The 16,481-nt window shown below is 72.7% G+C and carries 16 protein-coding genes; 7 read left to right on the plus strand and 9 right to left on the minus strand.

What is annotated here, in order from left to right; all coding sequences use genetic code 11:
* Nucleotide 1: 1 nt before the first annotated feature.
* Together LCN96_RS53770 and LCN96_RS53775 are read right to left on the minus strand one after the other, a co-directional pair.
* Complete coding sequence (locus LCN96_RS53770) at nt 2-862, minus strand: LLM class flavin-dependent oxidoreductase (RefSeq protein WP_225270097.1); 861 nt, start codon at nt 860-862, stop codon at nt 2-4.
* Between the two features lie 20 nt (nt 863-882).
* A complete protein-coding gene (locus LCN96_RS53775) occupies nt 883-1,902 on the minus strand; it encodes an aldo/keto reductase (protein ID WP_225270098.1) in 1,020 nt (339 codons plus the stop codon).
* A 130-nt stretch (nt 1,903-2,032) separates the two neighbouring features.
* Between LCN96_RS53775 and LCN96_RS53780 the strand changes: the two genes are divergently transcribed.
* Entirely contained in the window at nt 2,033-2,617 is a 585-nt protein-coding gene (locus tag LCN96_RS53780) for a TetR/AcrR family transcriptional regulator (RefSeq protein ID WP_225270099.1), read from the plus strand.
* 67 nt (nt 2,618-2,684) lie between these two features.
* Here LCN96_RS53780 and LCN96_RS53785 read toward each other — a convergent pair whose 3' ends face one another.
* On the minus strand, nt 2,685-4,439 hold the full coding sequence (locus LCN96_RS53785; protein ID WP_225270100.1) for a serine/threonine-protein kinase: 1,755 nt from the start codon (nt 4,437-4,439) through the stop codon (nt 2,685-2,687).
* Nucleotides 4,440-4,652: 213 nt separating this feature from the next.
* Nucleotides 4,653-5,399 carry an SDR family oxidoreductase gene (locus LCN96_RS53790; protein ID WP_225270101.1) on the minus strand — a complete coding sequence of 249 codons (747 nt, stop codon included), beginning with the start codon at nt 5,397-5,399 and terminating at the stop codon, nt 4,653-4,655.
* A 157-nt stretch (nt 5,400-5,556) separates the two neighbouring features.
* On the opposite strand from LCN96_RS53790, the gene LCN96_RS53795 reads away from it, so the two are divergent.
* A complete protein-coding gene (locus LCN96_RS53795; protein WP_225270102.1) occupies nt 5,557-6,843 on the plus strand; it encodes an acyltransferase family protein in 1,287 nt (428 codons plus the stop codon).
* A 3-nt stretch (nt 6,844-6,846) separates the two neighbouring features.
* Here the strand turns inward: LCN96_RS53795 and LCN96_RS53800 are convergent, their stop codons facing one another.
* On the minus strand, nt 6,847-7,602 hold the full coding sequence (locus tag LCN96_RS53800) for a glucose 1-dehydrogenase (RefSeq protein ID WP_225270103.1): 756 nt from the start codon (nt 7,600-7,602) through the stop codon (nt 6,847-6,849).
* Between the two features lie 44 nt (nt 7,603-7,646).
* Nucleotides 7,647-8,486: a helix-turn-helix transcriptional regulator gene (locus LCN96_RS53805; RefSeq protein WP_225270104.1), complete on the minus strand. Its 840-nt coding sequence runs from the start codon at nt 8,484-8,486 to the stop codon at nt 7,647-7,649.
* A 67-nt stretch (nt 8,487-8,553) separates the two neighbouring features.
* Here LCN96_RS53805 and LCN96_RS53810 point away from each other — a divergent pair, with 67 nt between their 5' ends.
* A complete protein-coding gene (locus tag LCN96_RS53810) occupies nt 8,554-9,780 on the plus strand; it encodes a cytochrome P450 (protein WP_225270105.1) in 1,227 nt (408 codons plus the stop codon).
* A gap of 9 nt (nt 9,781-9,789) precedes the next feature.
* Here LCN96_RS53810 and LCN96_RS53815 read toward each other — a convergent pair whose 3' ends face one another.
* Nucleotides 9,790-10,623: an SAM-dependent methyltransferase gene (locus LCN96_RS53815; RefSeq protein WP_225270106.1), complete on the minus strand. Its 834-nt coding sequence runs from the start codon at nt 10,621-10,623 to the stop codon at nt 9,790-9,792.
* A gap of 178 nt (nt 10,624-10,801) precedes the next feature.
* Between LCN96_RS53815 and LCN96_RS53820 the strand changes: the two genes are divergently transcribed.
* Together LCN96_RS53820 and LCN96_RS53825 are read left to right on the plus strand one after the other, a co-directional pair.
* Nucleotides 10,802-11,452, plus strand: a complete 651-nt coding sequence (locus tag LCN96_RS53820; protein WP_225270107.1) for a TetR/AcrR family transcriptional regulator — start codon at nt 10,802-10,804, stop codon at nt 11,450-11,452.
* Nucleotides 11,453-11,522: 70 nt separating this feature from the next.
* Nucleotides 11,523-13,157, plus strand: a complete 1,635-nt coding sequence (locus tag LCN96_RS53825) for a serine/threonine protein kinase (RefSeq protein WP_225270108.1) — start codon at nt 11,523-11,525, stop codon at nt 13,155-13,157.
* Nucleotides 13,158-13,596: 439 nt separating this feature from the next.
* On the opposite strand, the gene aroQ is transcribed toward LCN96_RS53825, so the two are convergent.
* Together aroQ and LCN96_RS53835 are read right to left on the minus strand one after the other, a co-directional pair.
* Nucleotides 13,597-14,268, minus strand: a complete 672-nt coding sequence (gene aroQ / locus LCN96_RS53830; RefSeq protein ID WP_225270109.1) for a gamma subclass chorismate mutase AroQ — start codon at nt 14,266-14,268, stop codon at nt 13,597-13,599.
* 150 nt (nt 14,269-14,418) lie between these two features.
* Nucleotides 14,419-14,583: a glycerol-3-phosphate dehydrogenase/oxidase gene (locus tag LCN96_RS53835; protein ID WP_225270110.1), complete on the minus strand. Its 165-nt coding sequence runs from the start codon at nt 14,581-14,583 to the stop codon at nt 14,419-14,421.
* Nucleotides 14,584-14,689: 106 nt separating this feature from the next.
* On the opposite strand from LCN96_RS53835, the gene LCN96_RS53840 reads away from it, so the two are divergent.
* Together LCN96_RS53840 and LCN96_RS53845 are read left to right on the plus strand one after the other, a co-directional pair.
* On the plus strand, nt 14,690-15,160 hold the full coding sequence (locus LCN96_RS53840) for an RrF2 family transcriptional regulator (protein WP_225270111.1): 471 nt from the start codon (nt 14,690-14,692) through the stop codon (nt 15,158-15,160).
* A 75-nt stretch (nt 15,161-15,235) separates the two neighbouring features.
* Nucleotides 15,236-16,399, plus strand: a complete 1,164-nt coding sequence (locus LCN96_RS53845; protein ID WP_225270112.1) for an MFS transporter — start codon at nt 15,236-15,238, stop codon at nt 16,397-16,399.
* The last annotated feature ends 82 nt before the right edge of the window (nt 16,400-16,481 follow it).

Below are 16,481 nucleotides of genomic sequence, written 5' to 3' on the forward strand. Positions count from 1 at the left end.
CCTACGCCGACGGGGTGATGACCTCGTCGGCGACCCACCGGGCGACGCCCTCGGGGAAGGGGTCGGGCAGGCCCAGGACGAGGTGGTGGAAACCGGCGTCGATCGCCTGCGCGACCGCCTCCCGGGTGCGGGCGGGCCGCTCGTACGAGACCGGCAGGTGGATCGAGCGGACGATCGAGGCGGGGTCCCTGCCGAGCTCGGCACAGTAGCGATCCAGCAGCGCGCTGCGGGCAACGACGTCGTCGAGGTCGCCGCCCGGGATGTTCCAGACGTCGGCGTGCTCGGCGACCACGCGCAGGGTCGCCGCCGCGCGCCCGCCGATGACGATCGGCGGATGGGGCCGCTGGACGGGCTTGGGGTTTCCGTACGCCTGCTTGAGCCGGACGTGCTCGCCGTGGAAGTCGAACGGCTCGCTCTCGGTCCACAGCCGCCGGATCACCGTGCACGCCTCGGCCAGGCTGCGCACCGCGTGGGCGGCGTCGTGGTACGGCAGCCCGTGGGCGTCGTACTCGCGCCGGGCCAGGGGATGGCCGGGCCGCGAGCCGGCGCCGAGGCCGAAGTCGAGCCGGCCGCCGGAGACGAGGTCGACAGTCGTGGCGATCTTGGCCAGCATCGCGGGCGGGCGGAAGCGGTTGCTGGTCACCAGCACGCCGACGCGCAGCCGCCGGGTCTGCGCGGCCAGCGCCGAGAGCAGCGTCCAGCCTTCGAGAGCCGGCCCGCCCGGGTCACCGTGGATCGGCATGAGGTGATCGAACAGCCACGCGTGCCCGATCTCCGGGATGGTGTCGGCCTCGCGCCAGACGCGCAGGACGTCGTGGTAGCCGACCTGCGACGGGGCGGTCATGATGCCGAAGCTCGGCATGGGCTGCCTCCTTTCCTGTGTCAGCGACGCCGCAGTGACGGGTCGAGCAGGGCGGGCGGGGTGTCGAACTTCTCGTCCGGGGCCAGGTCGACACCGGGCGCGACGATCTCGTCGATGGCGTCGAGGACGTCGGCGGGCAGCACCGTATCGGCGGCGGCGAGCTGCGAGCGCAGGTGGTCCAGCGTGCGCGGGCCGATGAGGGCGCTGGTGACGGCCGGGTGCGCGGTGACGAAGCCGAGCGCGAGCTGGATCAGTGTCAGGCCGGCCGCGTCGGCGAGCTTCGCCAGCCGCTCGACCGCGTCGAGCCTGACCCGGTTCGCCGGGAGGGACAGGTCGAAGCGCGCGGGCAGGAACGCCGAGCGGTGGGTGGTGATCTCCCGGTCCGCGCGCACCGCGCCCGACAACCAGCCCGAGGCGAGCGGGCTCCAGGCCAGCACGCCGAGCCCGTACTGCTCGGTCACGGGCAGGACGTGCGCCTCGATGCCGCGCTGCAGGATCGAGTAGCTGGGCTGCTCGGTGACGTAACGGCCGAGGCGGGCCTGCTCGGCGGCCCACTGGGCCTGGACGATGCGGTAGGCGGGGAAGGTGGAGGAGCCGAAGTAGCGGATCTTGCCCGCGGCCCGCAGGTCGGTCAGGGCCGACAGCGTCTCCTCGTCGCTGGTCGCCGGGTCCCAGCGGTGCAGCTGGTAGAGATCGACGTGGTCCACGCCGAGCCGGCGCAGGCTGTCGTCCAGCGCGGTGACCAGCCAGCGGCGGGAGCCGCCCCGGTGGTTGCGCTCCTCGCTCATCGGCATGCCCGCCTTCGTGGCCAGCACGAGGTCGTCGCGGCGACCGGCGATGGCCTTGCCGACCAGCTCCTCCGACTCGCCGGTGCCGTACATGTCGGCGGTGTCGATGAGGTTGATCCCGGCTTCCAGGGCGGCGTCCACGATGGCGGTGGCCTCGTCCTGGGTGGTCCGCCCGATGGCGCCGAAGTTCATCGCGCCGAGGGCGAGGGAGCTGACCTGGACGCCGGTGGTGCCCAGAGTGCGGTACTGCATGATTGCGTTCCTGACGTCGTGGAAGAGATGCTGCTCTGGCATCATGGATAAACGGAACCGGGTTCCGATAACCTCGACGATACGGAACCGTGTTCCGTTTGGCAAGCGCGAGCAGAGGAGGCAACGGCGCGTGAAGGAGAGCGACGAGGGCACGGAGCGGGCGGCGCCGCGCAAGCGGGCCGACGCCAGGCGCAACGAGAGGACGCTGCTCGACGCCGCCGCGGCGGTCTTCGTGGCCTCGGGCGTCGAGGCGCCGATCCGCGACATCGCGGCCAGGGCCGGGGTGGGGGTGGCCACGATCTACCGCCACTTCCCGACGCGCGCGGACCTCATCATCGCCGTCTACCGGCACCAGATCGAGTCCTGCGCCGAGGCCGGGCCCGTGCTGCTGGAGACCTGCCCGACCGCGCACGCCGCGCTGGGGCGGTGGATCAACCTGTTCGTCGACTTCCTGGTCACCAAGCACGGGCTCGCCGCCGTGCTGCAGTCCGACGAGGCGGGCTTCCAGCAGTTGCACGCCTACTTCCTGGACCGGCTGCTGCCCGTGTGCGCCCGGCTCGTCGAGGCCGCCGCCGCCGCGGGGGAGATCCGTACGGACCTGGAGGCGTACGAGCTGATGCGCGGCGTCGGCAACCTCTGCATCGGCGCGGAGACCGACCCCCGCTACGACGCGCGCCGGCTGGTCGGGATGCTCATCGACGGGCTGCGTGTCTAACGGCTGACCGGAATCACGTTCCGGAAGTGGCCGGGTCCCGCGCCTTCGCGTCGAAGAGCCGCTTGCGCTAGCGCGCCGGCTTGCCGATCGGCTCGCCCGCCCGCCAGCCCCGGTAGGTGGTCGTGAAGACGGACTCGTAGGTGCCGGTGCCGCTCACCGGCACCTTCCAGGTGAGGCTGAACTTCGTCGGCCGGTTGTTCGCGTCGATCGTGAGCCGGTAGTTGAGGTAGGACGCGCCGCTCTCCTCGCTCACGTCAGCGCCCAGCCACGAGGCCAGCAACATCCGCAGCCGGCCGCCCGTGGCGCTCGCGGGCAGGACGCCGGTGTAGGTGCGGCCCGCCGGGTGGATGTCGCTGGTGTTCAGCACGACCTGCTGGATCACGGACGGGCCCGCCGTGCCGGCGACCATGAGCGCGTACCAGTCGGCGCTGTCGGGGTTCTGATCGGCGAGCACCGTGCCGGCGGCTCCCGGCCGGTCGGGGCGGAGCAGCCCGTCGGTGACGACGTAGCGGCCGGCGCGCTCCTCGTAAGGCTTGATCGACATCGCGAAGTCGTCCTCGGACCTGGCGTCGCCGCTCAGCAGGCGGCCGGTCGCCTTGGCGCCGGCGCTGCTCTGGGTGAAGCCGCCCTCGAAGGTGAAGTCGGCGGTGGGCGTCACGCTGAGCGACAGGTCCAGGGCCGCCGCCAGATCGACCGCGGTCCGCGGCGCCGCGGACGCCGACGGGCGGCCCGCCACGGGGGTCCCGCTGAGCGTGGACGACGGCGGGGCCGAGGCTCCGGTGCCGCTCTTCTCGCCGGAGGGCAGGTTGACCAGGATGACCGCGGTGCTCCCGACGGCCGCCGCACCGGCGATCACCGGCCACAGGCGCCGCACGAGGCCCCGGCGCGGCGGGTCCGCCGGCTCCTGCGGCCAGGCGGCGGCGTCCTCCTGGTGCACGTGCCAGACGCGGTTCAGGCGGGCCGTCACGTCCAGTGCCGGGTCCCCGGGCCTGTCCCCCGTCTCGCCGTGCTGCTCGCGCCAGGCGGCGGCCACCGCCGCGAGCACCTCGTCCATCGACGGGCGCGAGCCCGGCGACTTGGCCAGGGCGGCGTCCACCGTCGGCCGCAGCGCCCGCGGCACCGCGCCGGTGTCCACGGCGTCGTTCATGACGCGGTAGGAGAGCACCTCCGGCCGGCCCATCCCGTACGGCAGGCTGCCGGTCGCCGCGAAGACGACGACCAGCGCCCAGCCGTACACGTCGGCGGCCGGGCCGGTCGGCCCGCCCAGGTACTCCTCCGGGCTCACCCAGCCGGGAGAGCCGATCACCAGGCCGGTGCCGGTGAGCGAGGTGCCGTCGAGCGAGCGGGCGATGCCGAAGTCCACGAGCCGGGGGCCCGCCGGCGACAACATCACGTTGGCGGCCTTGAGATCCCGGTGCACGACCTCCGCGGCGTGCACGGCGACCAGGGCCTCCGCGAGCCCGGCGGCGAGCCCGAACAGCTCGTCGCCGGTCAGCGGGCCGCGGGCCTTGACGTGCTCGTCCAGCGTGCGCCCGTCGATGAACTCCGTCGCCAGCCAGGGCAACTCGGCCTCGGCGTCCGCCGCGAGGATCCGTACGCAGCAGGCGCCATGAACGCGGCGCAACATCGCCACCTCGCGCCGGAACCGGACCCTGAACTCGTGGTTGGCGGCGTAGGTGTCGTGGATGAGCTTGACCGCGGCGCGCTGCCCGGCGGCGTCCACGCCCGCGTAGACGATGCCCATGCCACCGGCCCCGAGCCGCCCGACGATCCGGTACGGCCCCACCTTCGCCGGATCCTGCGGGCGCGGAGGGATGGTCACGAGGTTCCACTTCGGCTGAGTGTCAGTGATCGCCCAGTGATTATGCCAGCCGGCCCGCGCGGGCCCGCTCGTTCGCCTCGACGACCGCCTCCGTGTCCACGAGCCGGCCCAGGACGCCGGCGAGAGCGCGGGTCGTCCGGCGACGATCGGCCCCGCGACTGATCCGGCGCTACCACGGCGCTGACAACCCCCTGCCTGTACGCGCGGACCGGATCAGCGCCCGCTGCCCGGCCAGTCGCGGTAGTGGATGCGGCCCAGGGTGGCGCCCTCGCCCGGCACCAGCGCCCGCTCGCTCACCTCGGTGCCGAAGTAGCGCGCGTGCGGGTCGCCGACAACCTCGCGCGGGTCGCCCATCGCGGCCAGCGCCTCCCGGAAGAACTCGTCCATCCGGAACTCCTCGGGCCCGGCCACCTCGACCCCGCCGTTCAGCGGCCGCCCCACCGCGACCCGGCCGACCGCCCGCGCCACGTCGTCGCCCGCGATGGGCCGGAAGCGGACGGGCGCGATGCGGACCCGGCCGTCCTGGGTGGACTCGTCGGCGATGCCGCGAACGAACTCGAAGAACTGCGTGGCGTGCACGATCGAGAACGGGATGCCCGCCTTCTCGATGAGCTGCTCCTGCGCGCGCTTGGCGGTGAAGTAGGCGTTCGTGGGCGTGCGCTCGGTGCCCACCACCGACAGCGCCACGTGGTGGCCCACGCCGGCCTCGGCCTCGGCCGCGAGCAGGTTGCGGGTGGAGGTCTCGAAGAACTCCAGCACCTGCGCGGCCTCGAACGACGGCGAGTTCGACACGTCGATCACCACGTCGGCGCCCGCCAGCGCCTCGGCCAGCCCCTCTCCGGTGAGGGAGTTCACGCCGGTCCTGGGCGAGGCCGCCACCGCCTCGTGCCCCTGCGCCTCCAGCCAGGCCACCACCTTCGACCCGATCAGCCCGGTCCCACCGATTACCACGATCTTCATGACGGCGCCTCCTCTTTCACTAGAGATTAGGCAGCTCGGCACGCCCCGGACATCCGGCGGGAAGGAATATTCGCGATAGCTTTCCCGGAAGACAAGATGATGCCTGACCTGGGCTTACTCTAAGCATTCGCTCAGGTTGACCCCCTAGCGTGACCGGGTGTCCATCAACCTGGCAGACCTGAGAGCCGACGGCGGGCCGCGGGCCGGCGTCCCGGCGCAACCGCCCCCGTCCACCCGCAGGCACACCTGGCTGGACGCCCTGCGCGGCGTGGCCGTGCTCGCCGTGCTCTTCGAGCACCTGCTGGACCCGCTCTTCCCCGAGGTCCGCTCGGCCGTCAGCCCGTGGTTCGACTTCGGACAGTACGGCGTGATGGTGTTCTTCCTGGTCAGCGGCTACGTGGTGCCGGCGTCGCTGGAGCGGCGCGGCAGCGTCGGCGGGTTCTGGCTGGGCCGGTTGTTCCGCCTGTACCCGCTGTGGATCCTCGTGGCGGTCGCCGGGACCCTCTTCGGCCTGCTGCCCGTGTACACGGAGCTGCCCGCGCAGCTCGCCGGGCAGCCGGTGACGGCCGGGCTGGCCCACCTGACCATGCTGCAGGACTTCCTGCAGCTGCCCAGCGTCGTCAACGTGTTCTGGACACTCTCCTACGAGATGGTGTTCTACCTCCTCGTGACGGCGATCTTCGTCTGCGCGCCGCACCGGCCGCGCACCACCGGCACCCTCGTCGTGGTGACGGCGGCCGTGCTCGCAGGCGGGCTGCTGCCCGCCGGCGCCCTGTCACGCGGCCTCGGCGTCGAGGCCGTCGTGCTGATCGCCACCACCGTGCTGGTGGCCGGGCTCGCCGCGGTCCTGGTAGGCGGCCGGCGCGTACGGCTGGCCGGCGCGGTCGCCCTGGCCGTACCGGCCGTCGTGCTGATCGGCTGCAACAGCCGGATCGGAGCGTGGCAGAGCCTGGCCATCGTGGCCACCATGTTCGCGGGGACGGCGCTGCACCGGCTGGACCAGGGGCAGCTGCCCCGCAACGCGAGGTGGGCGGTCGGGCTGGTGCCTGTGGTGTGCGTCGCCGCCGCGCTGTGGTTCGGCCCCGGGTGGGGGATGCCGCAGGAGCAGGCGCTGGCGTTCCGGTGGAGCTGGTCGGCGGCCGTGGTGGCGGCCTGGCTGACCTTCGTGGCCTTCCGGCTGCTGCCGGTCGCCCTGCCCCGCCTGCTCGTGCGGCTCGGGCTGATCAGCTACTCCGTCTACCTGCTGCATCCGCTGGCCGTGCAGGTGTTGCGGCGGCTGGTCCCGTACCCGGGGCTGGTCTCACTGCCGGCGCGGGTCGCCTGGTCGATGGGGCTGGCGGGCGTGGTCGTCGCCGTCGGCACCCTGAGCTACCGGTGCGTCGAGCTGCCGGCGCAGGGGGTGGGCCGCCGCCTGATCCGCGCCAGGACACGGCCGCGTGCGTGATCGTCAGCCTGCCAGGCCGGTGGCGGTGGCGACCAGGCCGCCGTCGATGATCAGGTCCTGGCCGTTGACGTACGCGGCCTCGTCCGAGGCGAGGAAGGCCATCGCGGCGGCGACGTCCTCCGCGGTGCCGAGGCGGCCCGCGGGCACGGCGGCCAGCACGGCGGTCGCGGCCTCGGCGGAGATGTTGTCGTGGTACATCGGGGTCTCGATGTAGCCGGGGCTGACCGAGTTGACCCTGATCCGCCTGGGCGCCAGGTCGGCCGCGAGCGTGTGCGCCAGGTTGTGCACCGCCGCCTTGGTCGCCGCGTAGATCGAGGCGCCGGGCAGGCCGCGGTGCAGCGTCCACGACGCGTTGATCACGATCGCCCCGCCGTCCGCCAGCAGCGGCAACGTCTTGTGGACGGTGAAGAACACGCCCTTGAAGTTGATCGTCACGATGCGGTCGAACTCGGCCTCGGTGACCTCGCCGAACGAGGCGACGCCCGCGTTGGCGAACACCACGTCCAGCCGCCCGTACCGGTCGCGGATCGTGGCGGTCAGCTCGTCCAGGCCGGCGAGGTCCGCGACGTCGCCGCGCACCGCCAGCACGCGGTCGCTCGCGCCCAGTTCGTCCAGTGCGGCGTCCAGCCGCGTCTTGTCCCTGCCCGTGATGACCACGTGCGCGCCCTCGCCGAGGAGCCGGCGCGCGGCGGCCAGCCCCATGCCGCTGGTGCCGCCGGTGATGAGTGCGATCTTGCCGTCGAAACGTGCGTTCGTCATGGGGATCAGCCTGCCGACCCGCGCCCGGGCGAGACAGTGCGTGCTCAGCCTGGGTCTGACACCACCACCTTGGCCAGGCGGTCGCCGGTGCCGGGCAGCGGGTTGTACAGCTCCAGGTGCCAGTCGGGCCGGTCGGCCACGGTCAGCGTCGTCATCTCGAAGAACAGGTCCCCGGCGGCGGGGTGACGCACCGCCTTCACCGCCTGGACGGGGGCGCCCACCTGGTGCCGGGCCCAGAGCTCGGCGAACTCGGGGCTGACCGAGCTGAGGTCGTCCACCAGCCGGCCGAACTCGGGGTCGCCGGGCGCGTGCCCCGCGTCGGCGCGGAAGGCGGCGACCACGGCGGGCGCGACCGCGTCCCACTGCACGTGCATGCCGCGGTAGCGGGCGTTGGTGAAGAACGAGACCAGGCAGTTGTGATCGAGGTCGTCGTAGCCGAACACCGCGCGCGTCGCCTCGTTGACCGCCAGCAGGTTCCAGCGGCTGTCGCGCAGGATCGCCGGCCGTGGCGTCCACGCGTCGAGCAGGCGGCGCAGCTCCGGGGTGACCTCCGCGCCCGGGCCCTCGGCGGCGCGCGGCGGGTTGAGCCCGGCCAGCAGGTACAGGTGCGCGCGCTCCGGCTCGGTCAGCCGCAGCGCCCGCCCGACGGCGTCGAGCACCTCGGCGGAGACGTTGATGTCGCGGCCCTGCTCCAGCCACGTGTACCAGGACACGCCGACCCCCGCCAGCACGGCGACCTCCTCGCGCCGCAGCCCGGGTGTCCTGCGCCGGCCCGCGGTCACCATGCCGACGTCGCCGGGGGCGACCCGCGCCCGGCAGGCACGCAGGAAGTCGCGGAGCTGCTCGCGGCGCCGCTGCCGCGCCTCAGGGGACTCTCTGGTCATACGCCACGGTAATCGTCGCCGGGTTATAGTCAGGACACTTTCCATCTTCCAGGCGAAGGTGACGGGCATGTCGCTGGGCGAGCTGTACGAACCGCTGCACAAGCACCACGCCGATCCTTACCCCTTCTACGAGCGGGCCCGCCGTGAGGAGCCGCTGTTCTACTCCCCGGTGATCGGGGCCTGGGTCGTGACGAAGATGGCCGACGTACGCCGGATCCTGCGTGACGACAACCGGTACTCCTCGGCCAACACGCTGCGGCCGTACTCGCCGTTCCCGCCGGCGCTCCTCGCGGAGCTGGAGAAGGGCTTTCCGAACCTCGGCTCGTACATCACGATGGACGGCGAGGAGCACCGGCGGCTGCGGGCCCCCGCGGCGGCGGCGCTCAGCCCCGAACGGGTGGCCGCGGCCGAGCCGTACATCACCGAACGCGCCTCCCAGCTCATCGACGGCTTCGCCAAGGACGGCGAGGTCGAGTTCATGGCCGGGTACGCCAACCGGCTGCCGGTGGACGTGATCGCCCGGCTGGTCGGGTTCGCCGAAGAAGACGCCGTGGCGTTCGGTGACGACAGCCGGGCGGCGGCGGCCGTCGGGATGGGGCACCGGTTCAGCTCGGAGGCGGAGCAGGTCGCGTGCGCCCAGGCGTGGGTGCGCTTCCAACGGCTCATCGAGCGGTACGTGCTCGACCGCCGCGCCGCGCCCAGGAACGACCTGATCAGCGACTACCTCGCCGCGTTCGCCCCCGGTGACCGGCCGCTCGCCTTCGAGGAGATGGCCGAGCTGGTCGGCCTGGTGCTGAGCGTCGCCCTGCCGGGCCACATCACCACCTCGGCGCTGCTCGGCAACGGCCTGCTGCGGCTGCTGTCCGAGCCGGACCAGTGGCGGCTGCTGTGCGAGCGGCCCGACCTCGCGCCAAACGCGGCCGAGGAGATCGCCCGCTTCGACACCCCCACCCACCTCTTCCTGCGGGTCTCCACCACCGACACCAGCGTCGGCGGGCGGGACTTCCCGGCCGGCACCGAGTTCGCCCTGTGCCTGGCCTCCGCCAACCGGGACGAGGACGCCTTCGACCGGGCCGAGACCTTCGACATCACCCGGCCGCCGCACGCCAACGTGGTCTTCGGCCAGGGGCCGCACTACTGCCCCGGGGCGGGCCTGGCGCGCCGCCAGATCGAGATCTCGCTGCGGCTGCTCGCCGAGCGCCTGCCCGGGCTCCGCCTCGTCCCGGGGCAGCGGATCGAGTACCGCGGCACGCTGGACCACCGGGGGCCGCTCGCGCTCAAGCTCCAGTGGTGAGGGGGCGGGTCAGGGCTTGCGGGCCACGCCGCCCGCGATGCAGTTGCCCGCCAGGTCGAGTGGGCGCTTGACGGGCCCCTCCGGGCGCCACTCCGGCAGGTGCACCACGCCGGGCTCGACCAGCTCCAGCCCGTCGAAGAAGCGGGTGATCTCCTCCAGGTCGCGGGCCCGGCCGGTGCCCAGCATGGACAGCAGCACCCCTTCCAGCGCCCGCACCTCGGGCGCGCACGAGCAGAAGTGGGTGAGCTGCAGGTAGCTGCCCGGGGCCAGGCACGCCTTGTAGGTGTCCACCAGCTCCGCCGGGCCCTCGTCGTCGCCGAGGTGGTGCACCACGGCGACCAGCAGCAGCCCGATCGGGCGGGAGAAGTCGAGGAAGCCCGCCACCTTGGGGTGGTTGAAGATGGCGTCGGGCTCGCGCATGTCGGCGGTGATGACCCGGGTGTCGGCGTTGGTCTGCAGGAGCGCGCGGGCGTGGGCGAGCACGATGGGATCGTTGTCGACGTAGACGACGCGGGCGGCCGGGTTGATCCGCTGGGCGACCGAGTGCGTGTTGTCCATCGTGGGCAGGCCGGAGCCGACATCGAGGAACTGGTCGATGCCCTGCTCCGTCATGAACTTGACGCCCCTGAACAACATCGCCCGGTTGTTCCGCGCGCCACCGCCGCCGTCGGGGAAGTGCTTCATCCCCTCCGCCGCGATCGCCCGGTCCACCGCGAAGTTGTCCTTGCCGCCCAGGAAGGCGTCGTAGACGCGGGCGATGCTGGGTTTGCTGGTGTCGATCTCCGGAGGCAGGTAGTCCGGGTCCTGATGGGTCCAGATCCGCTCAGTGGACGCCTCGCTCATGGTCACCTTCCGCCGTGGCCCAGTGATCGGCATCGATGCGTGCGGCGAGCATAGCGAGCATGCCCCGAATGCACAGCTTCACGTGAAACTTTCACCCCGCAGGGCACACGCCGATCTCTTGCGCGCGGGTTGATCATTCTCCTAAGTTAGGGGCCGTAACTTAGGGGAGGATCACCCAGTGAAGACGGGCGGGCGCACGGCCAGCTTCACGCGCGAGGACGTGATCGAGGCCGGCACCCGCATCGGCCTCGTCCGGCTCAGCATGCAGAGCGTCGCCGACGCGCTCGGCGTCACGACGGCGGCGCTCTACCGGCACGTGTCCAGCCGCTCCGAGCTGGAGACCCTGGTCGGCGAGGCGATTCTGGCCGAGCTGACGCTCGTCGACGACCCCGCCGACCCACCCGCAGCCCACCTGGCCGGCTTCGCCATGCAGTTGCGGCGCTTCACGCTCGGCCATCCGGGCACGGCGCAGTACCTGCAGCGGCTGTTCCCGCGCGGGCCGTCGGGCCTGCGGCTGCTGGAGCATCAGATCCTCGCCCTGGGCCGGCGCGGCTACGACCCGGCCGCGGCCGTCGCGCTCTCCTCAGCGATGGCCACCATGGCCATCGGTGCCACCGTGGCCGAGCAGGATCGGGCGAGCCTGCTCGACACGCCGGCCGCCGAGCAGGCGCTGGCGGTGATGGCCGGCTCCGAGCTGCTGCGGCAGGCCCGCGTCGGCATCCCCGAGCACACCGCGGAGGACTACTTCATGTTCATCATCTCAGCGGCCGCCGAGGGGCTGGTCGCCCGGCTCCCACCCGGCCATCCGATCCCGAGGCTGGCGCCCTGAACGCCGCCGGGCACGACGCGGGAGCTCCGATGCCCGAGCCCATGAGCCTGCCCGACGCGGAGGAGCTCCGATGCCCGAGCCCATGAGCCTGCTACCCGACGACCCCGCCGAGGTCGGGCCGTACCGGCTGGAGGGCCGGCTCGGCGCCGGCGGGCAGGGCACGGTCTACACGGCGCGCGGCCCCGGCAGCGCGCTCGTCGCGGTCAAGCTGCTGCACTCGCACCTGATCGCCGACGACGAGGCCAGGAACCGGTTCCTGCGCGAGGTCCAGACGGCCAAGCGGGTGGCGCCGTTCTGCACGGCACAGCTGCTCGACTCCGGCTTCGCGGGCGTCAGGCCGTACATCGTCAGCGAGTACGTGGACGGGCCGTCACTGCAGGACTCCGTCAGGGAGAGCGGGCCGCGCGGCGCGGCGGCGCTGCAGCGGCTGGCGATCAACACCGCGACGGCGCTTGCCGCCATCCACGCGGCCGGGGTGGTGCACAGGGACTTCAAGCCGGGCAACGTGCTGCTGGGTCCCGACGGGCCGGTGGTGATCGACTTCGGCATCGCCAAGGCCCTGGACCTGAGCCAGTCGGTCGTCAGCAGCCAGCCCATCGGGAGCCCCGCGTACATGGCGCCCGAGCAGATCGCCGACGAGGACGTGGGGCCTGCCGCCGACCTGTTCGCCTGGGCCGCGACCATGTACTACGCGGCCACCGGGCGGCGAGCCTTCCCCGGCGACTCCATTCCCGCGACCCTGCACTCCGTGTTGCGGAGCGAGCCTGATCTGGGTGGGGTGGAGGGGCGGTTGCGGCGGCTGCTGGAGGAGTGCCTGGCCAAGGACCAGGCCCTGCGGCCCACGGCCGCCCAGGTGGTCGAACGCCTGCGCGCCCTGCCCGCGCCCACGTGGCAGAGCGTCCCGCCCTCCGGACTCGCAGGATCGCCCGCACCAGCTGAACCCGCGGGATCCTTCAGCCCCGCCGGATATTCCGATCCGCTCGGGCACGGCGGGCACGGCGGGCACGGCGCGCATACCGGGCCGGGCGGGCACCTCGTGAGCGGGCAGGTTCCCGTTCAGGACACGCTCGCGGGCAACCGGGCCCACCGTCGCGGGCTCGCCCTCGGTGCGGCGAGCGCGGCGCTGATCGTCGCCGCCGGCGCAGGCATCGGCGTGTACGCCCTGGCGCCCGCCACCGCCCAGCGGCAGACCGCACAGCAGGCACCGTCCGCCTCGGCCCCGCCCTCGCCCCCCGCGTCCACCCCCTCACCCGAGCCCACCGCGTACGAACTGCTCGCCACGAAGAAGCCCGCCAAGACCACGGACCCCACTCCCGCGTCCCCCACCAGGACGCCCCGAAAGTCCGCCTCCCCCACCCGCGACACCGACTCCACGCCGGGCAGCAGCCCCACCGCCTCGACCAAGAAACCCAGGACGACGCCCAAGCCCACCCGCACATCACCCACCACCAGCCGGCCGCCCTCCCCCAAGCCGTCGCTCCAGCCCTCCACGGGCACGGTCACCTGGAACGACGCCAGCGCGTACTGCACGGCGCAGGGGCAGACGATCATGTACAGCGCCGGCTGGTCCGGCATGAAGTGCTCGGGCGGGCGGGAGTTCTCGGTGTCGGAGTTGTGCGCCTGGAAGTACCCGGGCTACGAGCAGGCGGTGGGCGTGCCGCCGGAGAATCCGTGGCTGCTGACGGCCACCTGCAACCTGTCCTGATGATTCACCCGTTTAGTCCCGTTCTGGTGCGGTAGGGGCCGCTTGCTGGCGAAACGTGAACGAGGCGGTCGCATCGGTATGGCCGCCCGGCGCCACAGCAGGAGGTGACGATCATCCTCGCGGCATTGGCCATCCCGGTGGCGGCTCTGCTCGGTCTGATGCTCATGCAACTGCTGGAGGACGTGCTCCTCGCTCCTCCCGCGAACTCCCGAAAACCCGACGCCGCCGAGCAGGCGCCCGCCACCGAGCCGGCGCCCGCCGCGGCATCCACTGCATCCATGGCGCCCACTGCGTCCACTGCGTCCACGGCTGTGATCCTCACTCTGCCCGTGCGCCCCTACGCCTCCGGTCGCGGACGCCCGGCCACGCGACGACCACGGAGCCGCACGCGCGTCGCCGTGTCCGGGGACAACCCCAGGTGCGCCGCGTCGCGGACCCGTCATCCCCTGACGCGTTCGGCCTGAGCGCGGGCGCAGAGCGGGACGAGCGCGGCACCGAGAGCGTCGCGGTGCAGGCGGTCCAGACCGGTACGCGTCTCCACGGCGAGCTTGGCGGCGGCCAGACCGGTCCAGCAGCGGCCGGCGGACGCGCGTACCGGTGCGGTCTCCTTGAGCAGGCGCAGCAGCGGCGGCGTGAGCCGGTCGAGCCGCGGGCGGAGGTCGGTGGCCAGATCGGGGTGGTGGCGGGGGCGCAGCTCCGGATGCGCCCGCCAGCGTGCGTGCAACCCGCGCTGCACCCTCTTGCCCGCCTCGATCTGCGCCCGGAAGAAGCGCACCCCGGCCTCCGGCGCCAGTCCGGCCCGCGCCGACTGGGCGGCGACCGCCTCCAGCAACTGCCGCTCGCGTGCGGGATCGGAGATCGGGCGCCCGTCGGCGAACTTGGCCGCCGCCACCTCATCGGCCAGCAGCAGCCGCTGTACGGTCAGGTCCACCAGCTCCATCAGGCCCGCGGGAGCGCCCACCGCCGACCAGCCGAGCCCACCACGGGCTCCGTCGGCAGGCACCGCGGCCAAGGGGCCCGCGACGGGCACCGTGCGAGCGTCTGCGGCCGATTCGGCGGCGAGCAGCACCATCGGCACCATCGCCACCACCGCCAGAGACGCGGGTCTCACTACACCGGGCATGACCTTCCCGCCCCCACTAAGAGTCACGCGACAGTCACAGAATGACACAGACACAGCAGGGGCCGACGCGGAAACGACGAGACGGCGGCTCCGCCCGCGACAAGGGCGAAGGCCGCCGCCTTAGGGCTGTGGCGCCAGTTACATCGACATGGCCGACGAGCCGCCGGACAGCTGCGACAGGTTCGCCCTCAGGCGCTCGGCCCGGTCGCGGATGTCCTGCGGCACGTCCTGACGGTCGACGGCCTGCTGGAGAAAGTCGTTGATCGAGCTCACCACGTTCTGGACGCCATCGTTCTGAGCCATCTTTGCCCCCACCTCTCGACTACTTACCGTTATGCACCATAACCCGAGAGTGGGCGGATCACCCCGGGCGACGCGCGGTCAAAAAGGGATGTGTAATATCCCGGTTATGCAGATGGGCGAAGGGGTCGAGTGGGGGTTGCACTGCTGTGTGACCCTGGGGTGGCTCCAGGACGAGGGGCCGGTGTCGATCCGCAGGCTCGCCGCCTGGTTCGACCTCCCGCAGGAATACCTCAAGAAGCGGCTCCAGGCTCTGGCCAAGGCCGGGATCCTCACCTCCGTCCCCGGCGCCAGGGGCGGCTTCGCGCTGGCCAGGCCGCCCGAGCAGATCACGATGATGGACGTGGTGACGGCGCTGGAGGGGCCGGCCGAAGCGTTCCGCTGTGTCGAGATCCGGCAGCGCGGCGTCGGCGCGGAGGGCGGGCAGTTCCGCCGCCCCTGCGGGATCTCCATGGCGATGCGGCAGGCCGAGCTGGCCTGGCGGCGCCAGCTGGCCCGGCGGACGATCGCCGACCTCATGGAGGGCGCGTCCACCTCGGGCGAGCGCACCCGGCGCAACTACGCGCGCATGCGCGGCTGACCTCAGCACGGGCGTATGCGCCGCTGACCGACCCCCGACGCCGCACCCGTGGCCCCTTTCAGGACAGGAATGAGGATGTCTCGTATCCCGGTCAGAATCCTGGTGCTGGGACTCGGCACGTTCGCCGTCGGCACCGACGCGTACGTGGTGGCCGGTTTCCTGCCGGCGATGGCCGGGTCGTTGCAGGTGTCGGAGAGCACCGCAGGGCAGTCGGCCACCGTGTTCGCCGTGGCGTACGCGATGTTGTCCCCCGTGCTGGCCACGATCACGGCGCGGATGCCGCGCCGGGCGCTGCTGACCACCGCGCTCGTCGTGCTGGCGCTGGCCAACCTCGGCTCCGCGCTGGCGCCGAACTACCCGGTGCTGATGGTCACCCGGGTGCTGGCCGCCGCCGGGGCCGCCGCGTTCACCCCCAACGCCGGCGCCGTGGCCGCCTCCATGGCCGCCCCCCACCAGCGGGCCCGCGCGCTGGCCGTGGTGGTCGGCGGGCTGACCGTGGCCACCGCGCTCGGCGTGCCGCTCGGGAACCTGGCCGACAGGACGCTGAACTGGCGGGTCGCGCTCGGCCTGGTCGCCGCGCTGTGCGCGCTGTGCGCCGCCGGCGTGATCGCCGTCCTGCCGCGCCTGCCGGGCAGCCCGAGCGTGCCGCTGCGGGCCAGGCTCGCCGCCCTGCGCCACCCGGGCGTTCTCGCGGTGCTGCCGCTGACCGTGCTCGGCATGATGGCCAGCTACGGCCTGTACGCCTACGCCGTCCCCCTCCTGCACGCGCTGGGCGCCACGCCGGCGTCCGAGATGTGGTTGTTGTTCCTGTACGGCGTGGGCGCCTTCGCCGGCAACCTGATCGCGGGCAGCGCCGCCGACCGGTACGGGCCCATCCGGGTGCTGGCCGTGGGGTACGCGGCGCTCACCCTCACCCTGGGCGCCTTCACCTGGGCCACCGGCGCCGGGTCGCACGCACTGCCCGTGGCCGCGCTGCTCATGGCGGCATGGGGGGCGAGCACCTGGTTCCAGACCCCGGCGCAGCAGCTGCGGCTGATCTCCGCCGCACCCCAGGAGACCGCCGTGGTGGTGGGGCTGAACGGCTCCGCGCTCTACCTCGGCATCGCCCTGGGCACGGCGCTCGGCGGGCTGCTCCTGCCGGTGGGGGCGCCGGTCGCGCTCGGCGTGAGCGCCGCGCTGGCCGCCGGGTGCCTGCTCTATCTGGCCGCCACCCGGCGCGCTGGTAGTCGGATGAGGTGACATTCCATTTCTTGCAAGAAAAGCCCGTCTGACCGTTTCATGAAAAGAAAGATTTCCGGTTTGTGAAGTGAGCGCGGGCCGC

This window comes from Nonomuraea gerenzanensis (genome assembly GCF_020215645.1).
In the GTDB taxonomy this organism is placed as follows: Bacteria; Actinomycetota; Actinomycetes; order Streptosporangiales; family Streptosporangiaceae; genus Nonomuraea; species Nonomuraea gerenzanensis.

Coding starts and splice junctions, on each gene's coding strand:
- LCN96_RS53770 (WP_225270097.1), bottom strand. CDS start 862: ATGCCGAGCTTCGGCATCATGACCGCCCCGTCGCAGGTCGGCTACCAC.
- LCN96_RS53775 (WP_225270098.1), bottom strand. CDS start 1,902: ATGCAGTACCGCACTCTGGGCACCACCGGCGTCCAGGTCAGCTCCCTC.
- LCN96_RS53790 (WP_225270101.1), bottom strand. CDS start 5,399: ATGAAGATCGTGGTAATCGGTGGGACCGGGCTGATCGGGTCGAAGGTG.
- LCN96_RS53800 (WP_225270103.1), bottom strand. CDS start 7,602: ATGACGAACGCACGTTTCGACGGCAAGATCGCACTCATCACCGGCGGC.
- LCN96_RS53805 (WP_225270104.1), bottom strand. CDS start 8,486: ATGACCAGAGAGTCCCCTGAGGCGCGGCAGCGGCGCCGCGAGCAGCTC.
- LCN96_RS53810 (WP_225270105.1), top strand. CDS start 8,554: ATGTCGCTGGGCGAGCTGTACGAACCGCTGCACAAGCACCACGCCGAT.
- LCN96_RS53815 (WP_225270106.1), bottom strand. CDS start 10,623: ATGAGCGAGGCGTCCACTGAGCGGATCTGGACCCATCAGGACCCGGAC.
- LCN96_RS53825 (WP_225270108.1), top strand. CDS start 11,523: ATGCCCGAGCCCATGAGCCTGCTACCCGACGACCCCGCCGAGGTCGGG.
- LCN96_RS53835 (WP_225270110.1), bottom strand. CDS start 14,583: ATGGCTCAGAACGATGGCGTCCAGAACGTGGTGAGCTCGATCAACGAC.
- LCN96_RS53840 (WP_225270111.1), top strand. CDS start 14,690: ATGCAGATGGGCGAAGGGGTCGAGTGGGGGTTGCACTGCTGTGTGACC.
- LCN96_RS53845 (WP_225270112.1), top strand. CDS start 15,236: ATGTCTCGTATCCCGGTCAGAATCCTGGTGCTGGGACTCGGCACGTTC.